The organism is Vibrio sp. 10N.261.51.A4 (assembly GCF_041471945.1).
Lineage (GTDB): Bacteria > Pseudomonadota > Gammaproteobacteria > Enterobacterales > Vibrionaceae > Vibrio > Vibrio crassostreae_C.
This window is the reverse complement of sequence record NZ_JBFRPJ010000081.1, coordinates 98,276-111,266: the sequence shown is the minus strand read 5'-3', so window position 1 is coordinate 111,266 and position 12,991 is coordinate 98,276. Positions and strand designations below refer to the sequence as shown.

The window sequence follows — 12,991 nt, the reverse complement described above, 5'->3', positions numbered from 1 at the left end:
CGCTAATCCGCGATGAACCTTTTTATTTACTTAGCGTTTTATGTAGCTAAGCTTAGACTTTCTTGAAGATGATAGAGGTGTTGATTCCACCAAAAGCAAAGTTGTTGCTCATCAAGTATTCAACATCCAATTCGCGACCTGAGCCCGTGATGTAATCGAGCTTGCCGCACTGTTCATCGACATTCTTAAGGTTTAGGGTTGGGCTGAACCAACCGCTATGCATCATCTCTAGGCTGAGCCACGCTTCAATTGCACCACATGCACCAAGCGTATGGCCAAAGTAACTCTTAAGAGAGCTGATTGGTACTTCACCAAAGATATTCGCTGTCGCGTTACTCTCTGCAATATCACCTTTTTCAGTCGCAGTACCGTGCGCAGAAACATAGCCAATCTTCTCAGCTGGAAGTTGTGCGTCTCTCAATGCTTTCTCCATACAGATTTGCATGGTTTCCATCTGAGGTTGAGTCACATGAGCCGCATCACAGTTGCTCGCAAAACCTATGATTTCTGCGTAGATCTTTGCGCCACGAGCAACAGCATGTTCGTACTCTTCAAGGATCAGGGTTCCAGCGCCTTCGCCGATAACCAAGCCATCACGCTCGCTGTCGTATGGGCTAGGGGATTTCTTGGGTGTGTCGTTTTTTAAACTGGTAGCGAAAAGGGTATCGAAAACGGCAGACTCAGTTGGGCATAACTCTTCACCACCACCGGCAACCATTACGGTTTGGTAACCATGCTTGATCGCTTCATAGGCGTAACCAATGGCTTGGCTTCCTGAAGTACAGGCGCTGCTGGTGGGAATCACGCGGCCACGCAGACCAAAGAACAGACCTACGTTTACCGCGGCTGTGTGTGGCATCATTTGAACGTAAGTGGTTGCTGTGATTGCTCGTGTCGACTTCTCGTTCAGCATTACTCCGAAAGCACCAACCGCATCGGTACTGCCAGTTGAAGAGCCGTAAGCGATACCAGTTTCGCCATTGGTCAATACATCGTGACCAATTAAGCCGGCTTGCTCCAATGCATTCTCAGTCGCAACGGTAGCTAGGCGTGATACACGGCCCATGCCACGCACTTGCTTACGCTTGTAGTGTTTAGGCAGTTGGAAGTCATCAATAGGCGCGGCAAGTTTTGTGTTGAGACCATCATATTGCTCGAAGCTTGGCATATATTGAGTCGCATTTTCACAGGCCTTTAGCTTAGGCTCTATCTGTTGCCAGTCGTTACCAAAAGCAGTAACACCAGACATTCCAGTTACAACAACGCGGCGGGTCATACTAAGCCTCCATTTACTGAAATCACTTGGCGAGTTACGTAGCCTGCAATATCAGACATTAGGTAGCTGACTAGGCCGGCTACTTCTTCCGGCTCACCCATACGGCGCAGTGGTACTTGAGGAAGTGCATGATCTTTCACGTGCTCGTCAACCATACCTGTGTCAATTAAGCCAGGAGCGACACAGTTTACCGTGATCTTGCGTTTTGCGAGTTCTAGAGCAAGAGACTTAGTTGCGCCAATCACCCCCGCTTTTGCTGCAGCATAGTTAGTTTGACCACGGTTACCCATAATGCCGGATACCGACGCTAGAGTGACGATACGGCCACCTTTACGCTTTTGAACCATAGGCATTACACAAGGGTGAAGTACGTTGTAGAAGCTATCTAGGTTGGTATGGATCACACCATCCCACTCTTCTTCCGTCATCGCGGGGAATGCAGTGTCACGAGTAATGCCCGCGTTGTTCACTACACCATAGTAAGCACCATGTTCAGCGATATCAGACTCAAGCTTTTCGCGACACTCGCTTCGTTTGCTGATATCAAATTGAATAAGACGTCCAGCGCCACCCAGTTCGGTGATCGACTTTAGCGTCTCTTCAGCACCTTGCTTGTCACCCATGTAATGAACGGCGATTTCAAACCCGTCTTTCGCGAGTTGAATAGCGATCGCTTTACCAATACCTTTACTGGCACCAGTGACTAAAACCTGACGGCTCATGATGGGCTCCTAGTTTTCATTTCTTGTAATTTTTGTTCGGTCGGCACGTAGACGTTGAGTTGGCATTGAGCCACTAACTCACCTCGGTCTTCGACTCTTGCGGTAAACACAGCCATACCGCTGTCTTCCATCATCTGTTCGGCGTAGATATCAAGGGTCTGACCTTGAGTAAACTCATCACACAGTGATTTATAGCGACGAGAGCCGAGTAAGAATCCGATTGGGGGCGTGGTGCCGTTTTTAAGTGCGTGATATCCAGACCATGCCGCTACAGACTGCGCCATAAACTCGATTCCAACATATGCTGGTACCGTTTGAGATTCGGCGTCAAAGAACAGATTATGGTCACCAATATCGACCTGACAGTGGATCGACAACGCCTCTACGCTGATAGCACGATCGATTAATATCATCGGATCATCGTGAGGGAGAAGTTGGTCTACAGAAGGGATATCAGTCATTTACTACACCAAAAATCAGGCTAATGTTGTTGCCACCAAAAGCAAACGAGTTGCTTAAGATGTTCTTTGCTTTAAGTTTCTGTGAACAGTTTACCAAATCAATCTCAATATCTTCAGCTTTATCCTGACATTTTTGTAAGGGAAGCGGTAAGTCATATTTCAAAATATGCCACGCAATTGCAGCCTCAATCGCACTTGCTGCGCCTAGAGTATGCCCGGTCAGCGGTTTGGTAGAACTGACGGGAACCTTGTTTGCAAAAATACGATGAATGGCTTTACTTTCCATCGAGTCATTGAGTGGCGTTGCTGTACCATGTGCATTGATATAACCAATGTCTTCTGCGTTTAACTGTGCAGAATGTAACGCTTTTTTCATTGCTTGTTCAGCACCATTGCCTTCAGGGTGAGGCGCTGAAATGTGGTGTGCATCAGAGCTGTCCCCACAGCCCAATAAGGCAATGTTTGACGTGTCTTGTGCTGCATTAACACCGGCTAACTTTGTTTTGCTGAGCAACATAAATGCCGCTGCTTCTCCTATGTTGATACCTTCTCGGGTTGCACTAAATGGCTTACAATGTGTTGTTGAGAGTGCTTCAAGACCGTGGAAACCATTGAGTGTCAGCTTACACAATGTATCCACACCACCCACTAACACGGCATCAGCCATACCTGAATCTAATAAGCGCTGGGCGGTCAGAAATACGCGGCCACTGGATGAGCAAGCCGTAGATATGACGTAGTTTGGCCCCGTTAATGCGCAATACTGGCTAACGAACTCTGAGGTATCACCAAGCTCTTGTTTTGAGTAATGGTAATCTGCTGGAAACTCGCCGTTTGCCAATTTTTGTTTGAAGACTGCTTCACCATCGGAGATCCCAGATGTGCTGGTGCCAATAACAACAGCAATTCTATCTGCGCCAAACTGAGATTTGGCTTGCTCGATAGAATCTTCAATTTGGTGAAGAGCCGACAGCGCCAGTTGATTGTTGCGAGTGGCGTATTGCGTAAGATCTGAAGGAATCGGTGGTAGTTCACCCGCGATCTGACCAACGACAGTGTGTTTACCATCGTTCAGCATATCGTGCACTTCGACCATATTTGATTCACGCTCGTCTTTTAGACAGCCATGAATATCGGCAATCTCTGAGCCTAGCGCTGAGTGGAAACCACAGTCTTGGATGTAAATAGGCATAGTGTTCAACTCTTACTTGGATTGTCGACAATCGTTGAGTTCAACGTTTGTATGGTGATGTTGTAGCCCAGGGTCAAATGTTTGAAAACAATGTCGCCTGCCGTTTTGTGTGTACCAGGATCTGTTTGGTAATCAATTTGAATGATTGCCTGTTGGTTTTCATCAAATACGGTTCTTGTTTTGTCGGTATCGACTAGGTGCCAACCTATGCTTTGTAAAGGCTGAGCCCATGCTTCAGCCGGCCATAAGGTAAGCATTAAATTAAATAGCACCTGTTCAGGTTGTGGCAAAGTTGCGCCAAGCCCAGACAAAACCTGCGTATCAATTACTTGATTCTGGTATTGCAGCGATAGAATGCGAGTACCCCAAGAGGAGAACCCCGCCAAAACCACTTTACCTGGTGTGACTTCGACTTGAACCGGAAGCTGCTGTGTATCATTTTCCCACGTAGCGCTAATCAACTGACTGGCTGTTAATGAGTATCCCAGTTCAGCTGGCAGTGGTAGTGCTAGATCGGTGTCTTGATCGATAGACACGCTCGCACCACTTGGCTGCTGAGAAACCATCGAGCAGGCACTCATTAGAATGCCCACTAGTATGGCGAAGGTTACCTTTAATGTCTGGATCATCTAAAAGCCTCTCGAGTAATTGGTCCTTCTACGTTTTTACTACTGTTGATCGCGAGTGGAGAAAGCAGCCAAGCGACAAAGATCCCTGTCAGAACCGTCACCCCGAAGCTATGAATAGCATGAGTCTGGCTCAGCGACAGTAAGCCGAATGAAAGTAGTGTTGTGAGACCTGACAAGGTGATCGCTAATAAGGTGCTCAGCGATTTCTTTTGCTCAGCAAAGAACAGGGTGTAGTCTATGCCAATCCCTAAAATCAGAATCAAACCAAGCAGGTTAAATAGGTTCAGTGTCGAGCCTAAAATGCCCGTGACCGCCAAACCTGCTACGCCTGCAATCAATGAAGGCAACAGCATTAACAGGCTTTGCTTCACACCATAGCGCCAGCCTAACAGCATGCCAATAGCTGCCAATGCTATCAATAACAGCTCGGTAATCTTGACGCGGTACTCAGCAAAAAGAGAGGAGATTTCATCCGCTTTATTGAGGTGTTTCACACCTTGCTTCTGAGCAAAATCTGACTCCAACCACTGTGAGAACAGCTCAGCATCAGTGACGTCTTTTATCAAAATGACCGACGCTGCTTGCCCGTCGATAGGTTTTAACCAAAGTGGTCGAACAGGCTCTGAGACTGGAGACTCCAAAAATCCAGATACCGTGATTGGTTCGAATTTTGGTAGTTCTGGAAACGTAGACCAACCGAGAGAGCTTTGTAATATATGGCTTTGTTGACTATAGAGTTGTTCAACCAACTGATAGTTATCATGCTGTTCTTGTTTACTTAACAAGTGTTGATTGATGCTGCGATACCCGGAGATACCTTGGCTATTGACCAGCGAATCTAAGCTTGTGGTGATTTCTGTCAATTTTTTGAGTAGCTTTTGGTCGCTCTGAGCTGTGACCAAAAGCATATTTTGACCACTGCCTAACCCTGATATCTCAGTAATGGCTTGCTCTTGTTGTTTGAGTTGTTCGGGCATAGCCTGAAGCTGGCGAATATCGTCGTCGTAACGAATTTGACTGAGTGACATCAAGCTAACGACAGTCACTGTTAACGGTAAGCCAATTCTAAATTTTTGGTTGCTCCAAAGGCTTAACCAAGTATGCCAAAGTTTCGACAGGGGAAGAGGGCGCTCTTGGCCTGGTTTTACCGCTAAAACGGGGTACCAGCACACCACACTGGCGTAAGCTGCGATCAGTCCAATCGACGAAAACAGAGCCAGTTGCTGCAAGCCTGGGAATGGCGCAACCAGTAGCCCTAAGTATCCGATTAAGCTGGTGATTAAACCTAGAGTGATGGCAATGAAAATATGCTTTAGGCCTTTATCGCTCTGCCAGTGGCTTCCTGCGGCCAAACGGTCAGTGAGATAGTGAAAAGAGTAATCGATGGATACGCCAATCAAGCTAGCGCCAAACACCAAGCTGAATAGATGCACCTTACCAAAGATAGCGACAGTGCTTGCCAGTGCAACCAATAATCCTGTACTGATTGAGAGTAAAGATAAGGCAAGTGGTAGCGCACTACGAAATGTCAGCCACACCAATAAAATAACGCCTGCCAATGAGCCCAAACCAATGGTACTGATTTCTGATTTCGCGCTTTCGGTACCGTAATTGGCGTAGAACACCACACCAGTATGCTGCACCTTGACGCCAAATTGTTTTTCGACCTCGCGCTCAATTGAATCAAGATCTGGAAGTTGTTCTTGAATCGCCAAGCTATAAGGTGAGTCCGCCAGAGTAGCCGTGACTAAAATATGAGTTTGCTCATTCGACTGGGCCGTGAGATAGCCCTCTTTCAGAACAAAGTTACTTGATTGGACGCCAATAGCACTGATGTAGTCGCGAAATAACAAGAATGGGTCGAGAGATAACTCTGCTGCAGTGACGCCTGAGAATGGATTGTACAGAGACTGAATGACATATTGAGCTCGCGAATCAGGCGAGTGTGTCAGCGTCTCTTTTTGTTGTTGGGTCAGCAGTTGAGATCGGTGACGAAAATAGAAATCGCTCCACTGGCTTTGAGTGCTGGCGTTGATTTTACCTTGAACTTGCTTAAACAGAGTTGGCTGACTTGAAAAAGTTCTTTGGTTGAGAGCTTTTTCAAAAGCGTCGGTCGCAACCATGGTTTGTTCGATATCGGGAGCGCTTATGATAAATACCACTTGCTCGCTCATCGAGCTGGATATCTGCTGAAAGGCTTGCTCTACCATTGGGTCTTGCTGGTTTTCGGGCAGTAACTTTAGAATGTTGCTTTCAATCGGTACCGACGAAGAAAAAGCGAATTGTTTGGTCAACAACCCGCTAAACAGCATTACAACAACAAGCCAAACAAGGGCAAGACTAGAGTTGGAATTGTTTCGCTTCAGCATCTGATAATACTTCCGGTAGATGGCTTAACTGACTGAATTCGATCACTGTGCTATCTCCACGAATCTCTTTCAACTCAATACGTTCAATATCGCTGTTGCCTTGCAGCGTGATAGCCTCAAACACCGCATTCATCGGTGCATTTTTGGGCTTTAGAGTCAGTGTCCATGCTTGTACATTTTCATCAGAGCTGGTGTTAGTTGCGGGCTCAAAATTGAGTGCGAACTGTTCCTGAAGTTTTTGCGTGTCCCCATGAAACACTGACAAGAAGATATGGCTGAAATAAAACGCCATTGGATTTTCTTTGTCGGTGATGATTTTTGCGGGTTGATCGGCAAACCTTTGGCTCAGTTTGTTATCGGTGAGCACTAAGTTCACGGGAAACGGAGTGGTTTGTGTCCAGAGTAAGCCACTTGATTTGTCTAACAGAAATGTACCTTGTGACGTTAAAGGCTGGGCGAACATCTCCATATTGCGTGTTTGAGTGAACTCACCACGCACAATACTATTTTCGCTGAGCACCGTCTGCAGCTCTGAAATAGAATTGACAGCAGCAGAGTTTTCTTTGGCGCTTACAAGGCCGCTTGTCATCATCGCAGTAAGTCCAATTAGCGCGATATTGATGTATTTGCGACTGCGTTTAAACAGATTCATGGTTCACCTGCTGTGGGTTAGAGGTTTGTGTTTGATGTTCAGTTGCTAGAGGTAAGCAACCAAATTGGTGCCAGTGTTCGACTTTGTCAGTAAACACTTTGGGTGAGGCAAAGCACATCTCTTGTTCTTCGATGGTGACGGCAACCTGCATGGTGTGAGCACGTGTCATTCGAGCACCGGTTAGAGCATCATGAATTTCATAATCGATGCGCAGGCGATTTTCCCACTCGGTGAGTTTCGCCGTTACCTTAATCTTGTGATTAAACGGTATCGCCTTAATGTATTTCACGCGGGTATCGATGATAGGCCACATGTAGCCAGAATCCTTCATCTCATGGTAGTTGTACTCAATCTTATCCATCATGATGCGCCTAACTTCTTCAAAGAATCGGAAGTAGTTGCCGTGATAGATCACGCCCATTGGGTCGGCATCTTGGAATGAGGTGATAAGCGTCACCTCAGATTGTAATGGGTGAAGGATTTCAGACATAAATCGCTCTCAACAATATTGCGTAAAGGGTTGGCTACTTTATGAGTAAAGTGACCAGTGCTGACTTTGAATACGAGCAATGAAGTGGCGTAGATCGCCTTCAAGTGGTCGATCTTCTACGATAAATTCAAACTCCTTAAGCACTTCGTCGCGAATGTGCTTGAGGTTCTCACTCATGTGGTGCTCATCAAGCTCATTGTGGCGCTTACGAAGTTCGAGTGCTTGTGTCCCCGCCAGTAGTGACGCTGCTGCCACTTGTTCGGTTAGCTCTAGAACGCGTAAACAGTCACGAGCTGCGATGGTGCCCATACTCACTTTATCTTGGTTGTGACACTCAGTTGAGCGAGAGAATACGCTTGCTGGCATGGTGTGTTTCAATGCTTCTGCTGTCCAAGCTGAAACGCCAATCTGTACTGCTTTAAAGCCGTGGTTGATTGGCTTACGTTCGCCTTCAGCACCCGTTAGGTTGAATGGCAAACCGTTGTTGAACTTGTAGTCCATCAGCTGAGCCATTTGACGGTCAAGCAGATCAGCAAGGTTCGCAACTGCAGTTTTTAACGTATCCATCGCCATTGCAATGTGTCCACCGTAGAAGTGTCCACCGTGCAGTACGCGCTCATTATCACCATCGATAATTGGGTTGTCGTTGGCACTGTTTAGCTCGTTCTCGATCATTTGGCGTAGCCAAGGCAGAGAGTCTTGAACCACGCCGATAACATGTGGAGCACAGCGCAGAGAGTAACGATCTTGGAGGCGATCACTGTTACGTGGCGGGCGATCCGCTTGCAGATCATCACGCAGCCATGCAGCAACTTGTTGTTGACCAGGATGAGGTTTGACTGCAAACAGCGCTTCATCGAAATGGAAGTCATTGCCGTGCATACCGACTGATACCATAGCGGTGATCTTAGTTGATAGCTGAGCTAGATATTCCGCACGCTTGTAAGCGATACAAGCTAATGCCGTCATTACAGACGTACCATTCATCAACGCCAAGCCTTCTTTTGGCTTAAGTTTGATAGGGCTAATTCCTAACTCTTTGTAGACGTCACTGGTTGGGCGCACTTCACCTTTGTAGATTACATCACGCTCACCAATCAGTGCTGCGGCTAAGTAAGACAGAGGTGTTAAGTCGCCACTGGCACCCACCGATCCTTCTTGAGGAATGCGTGGTGAGATGTCTTGGTTGATTAGGGTAACGATCTGGTTGAGTAGATCGTGAGTCACACCAGAGACACCTTGTGATAACGAACAAAGACGAGTTGCAAGGACTGCACGAGCTTGTTCGTGAGACAATATTTCACCTAAACCACAGCCGTGAAAACGTGTTAAATGCAGTGGTAGCTCGTCAACTAGGTTTGGCGGAATCGCAACCGTACATGAGTCACCGTAACCCGTCGTTACACCGTAAATCACACCTTCTTCTTTCAATAGGCGTTCTAAGAAAGCGACACCACGGTCGATCTTAGATGTGAATGCTTCACTTGTGTTCATCGAGGCTTTTGCGCCTTGTGAGATAGCGACAACATCCTCAATCGTGAGGCGCTCGGCACCAAAGGTGATGCTATTTGGATTCTTTTTCGTCATGGTGCTTGCTCAATGTCCAAAAATTAAAAAAGTTGTACCACTGAAGCGGTGCTTGCAGTGTGTAGTGCTGAAGTCGATTTGCGTATTTTTGCACGACTTGCTGTAAAGATTGTTCGCGAGTCTTTCTTGGTAGCTCGATCTTGTTGCTAAAATGCTCGAAATAGACATTAAAATGCGGCTTAGATTGTGAGTCGTCACGTAACCCAAACAGCAAAAATACGGGTGCTTTGAGAACCGAGGCTAACATAAATGGACCTTGAGGGAATGGAGCTTCCTTACCTAAGAACTCAGCCCATACTGAGCGGCTCTCTTTGCTGGTGGAAGTTCGATCGCCAACAATCACGATCCATTCGCCTTGCTCTAGTTTCTGTTGTAACAAGATAGCGGTATCAGGCCCCATCGATGTCACCTGAATCAGATTTAAATCAGACTGCGGGTTAACCGCTTTCATCACGGAATTAAAACGTTCGGCGTGTTCTGTAAAAACCAGGGCGTTGATTTTGATGTTCGAGTGTCTGCGACCTAAAGCTCGGCACAGCTCAATATTGCCAAGGTGAGATCCAAGGATTAGCACACCTTGCTTATTTGCCACCATGCTCTCGAACTGGTCTTGGCCATGAATAGTCAGGTTATCTGCCGAGAAATCACCTTTCCATGCCGCGAGCTTGTCGAGCATCGTATGGCCAAATGAAAGCAGATGGTTGTAACTGGTTAGTTCTCCGGGGAGCTCAATATTTTGCTGTTCCGCATAGGCTTTTAATTGGAATAGATATTGTTCGGAAGCGTTTCGCGCACGCTGGCCCGTCAAGTGGTAGTAACGCATCACACCACGCAGAATGAGGTTGAACACACCGCGACCTAACAAGGTATAAATGGCTAATAACAGCTTAATGCCTAATACTGTGCCGCGTTCTTGAGTGCGGGACCAGTGTGGTTGTTCAGAAGCTTGCGGCTCTGAATCAGTCGATAAATTTGGGTTATTATCAGCTGAATCGGATTTGAAATGGCGAGCAATCAGTTTTGGTGCTCTTGGCAGCATGCTGAAGAATAGACGTGTATGCATCCAACTGATTTTGACGTTATCCCACAACGCATCGAAATGAGAGATGCCGTTCTCAGGATAGATAACGCGCGTTTCAACGAAGTCTATGTCGCAACCTTCCCAATACAGGCGAACCAAAATCTCGATATCGAAGTCCATTCTCGAACCAACATCGTACTTATTCAACACAGTTTGAGTTTGGTTGATAGGATACGCTCTAAAGCCACACATGCTGTCTTTAATTGATAAAGAAAGGGTTTCTATCCATACCCAGATATGTGTCGCGTAGCGCCCATAGAGCCTTGCTTTGGGTACGCTGTCGTCGTAGATAGGCTGGCCTGATATCAGACGTTGTGGCTTAGCTTGTGAGGCCTCAATCAATGTTGGCAAGGCTTCCAGGTCGTGTTGCCCATCAGCATCTATCTGAATAGCGTGGCTAAAGCCTAGTTGCTGCGCTTTTTTGATTCCGGCTTTTACTGCGCCGCCTTTACCTTGGTTCTGTTCAAGCGTCACCAAGGTTACGTTTGAATTCTCTGCTAGGGGAGACAGAAACTGTTTTGTTGTGAGTTCACTGCCATCGTCAACGATGATGATCGGTAACTCAAAATGATGAAGTGACGACACCACAGCCGGCATGGTTGCGCCATGGTTAAAGCACGGGATAAGGAAGCAAGCCTTGTAGCTGCTTTCTTTTGTGTGGTGTTGAGAAGTAGCCTCGACGGGAGCGCTATTCACTTTTTTCTCCCAGCTTCATTTTGCCTGAAGAGTGGGTCTGTTCACCGTTGTTTGATGTGTAACTAAAGCTCAGCTTGTCTTTGTCAGCATCCCATTTGAGTGATAGCTGGATTGTAGCGTCAGGCAGGATAGGCTCTTGGAACTTAATGACTTCCATTCCTTTAAAGAAACCAGGAACGCCTAACTCTTGGACTGCGTAGTGAAGTGCCCAATCAATTTGCGTGACGCCAGGTAGAATAGGGAAGCTCTTGAAGTGCCCATTAAAGTCGGTGATATCTCCGCTAACATGAAGTGTCAGGGTCGATTCATTTTCTACCGTGTCTACAGCAATGATGTTTGGTTTTCTTTTATCCATAGGGCGTGCTTAGAATCCTTGGGCAAATATTGGTTCTTTGACAAAAATATAAAAAGATAATCTCAGTGTAAAATACGATCAGCGGTTTCTATGATTTTATTAGCTGTTCTATGTGAGATGTTAATCGCTTACCTTGGCTGTTGAGGGGGATCTCATCGACAACACGGTATTTTCTCGGGATTGCGACTGGCTCTAACCACTTTCTGAGTTCTGTACGCAGCATCAACCAGAATTTACCTTTGCTCATGGTCGATAGAGCGGCTTGGCCTTCATCTGATAATACCAAAACAGAGGCTAAGATTAATCGCTCAGGCTCCTCAAATGGAATAACCACGCACTCACTTATCCAAGGCAGTTGCTCCAGTCGCTTTTCCACTTCAACCAGTGATACTCGCTTTTCTTCTATCTTGATCACTCGGTCCGTTCGGCCCTTCAATATGAATTGATTCTCCGAGACCATCTCGCACTCATCAGAGGTTTGATACCAGTTATTCTTATCGATGTACGGCGACAATAACTTAATGCAACTCTCACTGTTGAGACTAGCCTCAATACAGGCAAAAAGCTGCCAAGGCGTTTGAGCGCTCTCTTGCTGACGAAATGCGATGCCACCGGTTTCTGTGCTACCAAAGACTTCAATCGGTAAATGACCAAGCAGATCTCGTGACTGGTGAGCCGACTCGGTAGGCAATGGACCACCCGAAGAGAAGATTCCTGTAAGTTGTACCTTGTTGGTCTCATGCTTTAATCGTTTAAGTAGCGCTGGGCTGCTGATCAGTACACAGTTTTGATTTGCGTGAGATAAGATCTGTTCTGGGTATTCAAGGTTGTGTCGAGCAAATGGAACACCAGAGCATAGTGGCCATAAGATTCTAAACAGCAAACCATAGATATGTTGATGAGAAACTGTGCTTTGGATTTGGTTTCCCTTGAGTAACTCACCCCAGTTCTTGTGTAACTGAGCGGTCTCAATATCGAGGTGCTCTAACGTTTTATCTATCGCTTTTGGCGTGCCACTTGAACCTGAAGTGAACAGAGTTAATGGGACTGTTGCCAAATCAATGGTCGTAAGATTCTCGGTTAGAGGTTTTTGTGCTTCAGTGTTTGAATCCAATAAGGTTTGGATATTACGAACGTCATTCACCTCAACTTCGCCAATCGAGTTATCAACTAGCAGGCAATCAAACTGCTTACTTAACTCAGCAAGCGCACATGGCTGGTAGTTGCCCGGTAAGATGATGTGTTTGTTGGCTGCTGTACATGCCAAAAAGGCCACCGCAAATAGGTAGCTGTCTTGGGTACAAATCGCGATTCGTTGAAAAGGGGATAAAGACAAAAATTGTACGAGTTGAGATAAGTCGTCGTTAAATGTTTGCCACGTAATCTCGCTATTGTCGTCAAAGCAGACAATAGATTCAGGGGCTCTGTCCTGGCTAAGAAGCTCAGACAACGAGGTGTAAGATACGGTTTGGGTCATAACA

General features: G+C 46.4%; 12 protein-coding genes. All 12 read right to left on the bottom strand.

The annotated features are described in order from the left end of the window. Positions 1 to 52 precede the first annotated feature (52 nt). On the bottom strand, positions 53 to 1,276 hold the full coding sequence (locus AB4384_RS18180; protein ID WP_017062286.1) for a beta-ketoacyl-ACP synthase: 1,224 nt from the start codon (positions 1,274 to 1,276) through the stop codon (positions 53 to 55). Further along, a complete protein-coding gene (locus AB4384_RS18175; protein ID WP_017062285.1) occupies positions 1,273 to 1,998 on the bottom strand; it encodes a 3-ketoacyl-ACP reductase FabG2 in 726 nt (241 codons plus the stop codon). The genes AB4384_RS18180 and AB4384_RS18175 overlap by 4 nt, the downstream gene beginning before the upstream one ends. After that, positions 1,995 to 2,459, bottom strand: coding sequence for a hotdog family protein (locus AB4384_RS18170; RefSeq protein ID WP_017062284.1), 465 nt, complete (start codon positions 2,457 to 2,459; stop codon positions 1,995 to 1,997). Before AB4384_RS18170 ends, AB4384_RS18175 begins: the two co-directional genes overlap by 4 nt. Beyond that, a complete protein-coding gene (locus AB4384_RS18165) occupies positions 2,452 to 3,651 on the bottom strand; it encodes a beta-ketoacyl-[acyl-carrier-protein] synthase family protein (RefSeq protein ID WP_017062283.1) in 1,200 nt (399 codons plus the stop codon). Before AB4384_RS18165 ends, AB4384_RS18170 begins: the two co-directional genes overlap by 8 nt. Positions 3,652 to 3,656: 5 nt before the next feature. Next, positions 3,657 to 4,280 (bottom strand): DUF3261 domain-containing protein, encoded by a 624-nt coding sequence (locus AB4384_RS18160; RefSeq protein WP_029235193.1) that lies wholly within the window; start codon positions 4,278 to 4,280, stop codon positions 3,657 to 3,659. Further along, positions 4,277 to 6,649 (bottom strand): MMPL family transporter, encoded by a 2,373-nt coding sequence (locus AB4384_RS18155; RefSeq protein ID WP_048659798.1) that lies wholly within the window; start codon positions 6,647 to 6,649, stop codon positions 4,277 to 4,279. The genes AB4384_RS18160 and AB4384_RS18155 overlap by 4 nt, the downstream gene beginning before the upstream one ends. Next, positions 6,621 to 7,301 carry an outer membrane lipoprotein carrier protein LolA gene (locus AB4384_RS18150; protein ID WP_017062280.1) on the bottom strand — a complete coding sequence of 227 codons (681 nt, stop codon included), beginning with the start codon at positions 7,299 to 7,301 and terminating at the stop codon, positions 6,621 to 6,623. Before AB4384_RS18150 ends, AB4384_RS18155 begins: the two co-directional genes overlap by 29 nt. Then, positions 7,288 to 7,791 (bottom strand): thioesterase family protein, encoded by a 504-nt coding sequence (locus AB4384_RS18145; protein WP_102321485.1) that lies wholly within the window; start codon positions 7,789 to 7,791, stop codon positions 7,288 to 7,290. Before AB4384_RS18145 ends, AB4384_RS18150 begins: the two co-directional genes overlap by 14 nt. 39 nt (positions 7,792 to 7,830) lie before the next feature. Continuing rightward, the gene (hutH, locus tag AB4384_RS18140; protein ID WP_017062278.1) at positions 7,831 to 9,378 is read right to left on the bottom strand and encodes a histidine ammonia-lyase; all 1,548 of its coding nucleotides are present in this window, start codon (positions 9,376 to 9,378) and stop codon (positions 7,831 to 7,833) included. Continuing rightward, complete coding sequence (locus AB4384_RS18135) at positions 9,356 to 11,155, bottom strand: glycosyltransferase (protein WP_017062277.1); 1,800 nt, start codon at positions 11,153 to 11,155, stop codon at positions 9,356 to 9,358. The genes hutH and AB4384_RS18135 overlap by 23 nt, the downstream gene beginning before the upstream one ends. Further along, positions 11,148 to 11,510: a 3-hydroxyacyl-ACP dehydratase gene (locus AB4384_RS18130; RefSeq protein WP_017062276.1), complete on the bottom strand. Its 363-nt coding sequence runs from the start codon at positions 11,508 to 11,510 to the stop codon at positions 11,148 to 11,150. Before AB4384_RS18130 ends, AB4384_RS18135 begins: the two co-directional genes overlap by 8 nt. Positions 11,511 to 11,598: 88 nt before the next feature. Beyond that, positions 11,599 to 12,987: an AMP-binding protein gene (locus tag AB4384_RS18125; protein ID WP_372129903.1), complete on the bottom strand. Its 1,389-nt coding sequence runs from the start codon at positions 12,985 to 12,987 to the stop codon at positions 11,599 to 11,601. Positions 12,988 to 12,991: the final 4 nt, after the last annotated feature.

Coding starts and splice junctions, on each gene's coding strand:
- AB4384_RS18150 (WP_017062280.1), bottom strand. CDS start 7,301: ATGAATCTGTTTAAACGCAGTCGCAAATACATCAATATCGCGCTAATT.
- AB4384_RS18170 (WP_017062284.1), bottom strand. CDS start 2,459: ATGACTGATATCCCTTCTGTAGACCAACTTCTCCCTCACGATGATCCG.
- AB4384_RS18125 (WP_372129903.1), bottom strand. CDS start 12,987: ATGACCCAAACCGTATCTTACACCTCGTTGTCTGAGCTTCTTAGCCAG.
- AB4384_RS18175 (WP_017062285.1), bottom strand. CDS start 1,998: ATGAGCCGTCAGGTTTTAGTCACTGGTGCCAGTAAAGGTATTGGTAAA.
- AB4384_RS18165 (WP_017062283.1), bottom strand. CDS start 3,651: ATGCCTATTTACATCCAAGACTGTGGTTTCCACTCAGCGCTAGGCTCA.
- AB4384_RS18130 (WP_017062276.1), bottom strand. CDS start 11,510: ATGGATAAAAGAAAACCAAACATCATTGCTGTAGACACGGTAGAAAAT.
- AB4384_RS18145 (WP_102321485.1), bottom strand. CDS start 7,791: ATGTCTGAAATCCTTCACCCATTACAATCTGAGGTGACGCTTATCACC.
- AB4384_RS18155 (WP_048659798.1), bottom strand. CDS start 6,649: ATGCTGAAGCGAAACAATTCCAACTCTAGTCTTGCCCTTGTTTGGCTT.
- hutH (WP_017062278.1), bottom strand. CDS start 9,378: ATGACGAAAAAGAATCCAAATAGCATCACCTTTGGTGCCGAGCGCCTC.
- AB4384_RS18180 (WP_017062286.1), bottom strand. CDS start 1,276: ATGACCCGCCGCGTTGTTGTAACTGGAATGTCTGGTGTTACTGCTTTT.
- AB4384_RS18160 (WP_029235193.1), bottom strand. CDS start 4,280: ATGATCCAGACATTAAAGGTAACCTTCGCCATACTAGTGGGCATTCTA.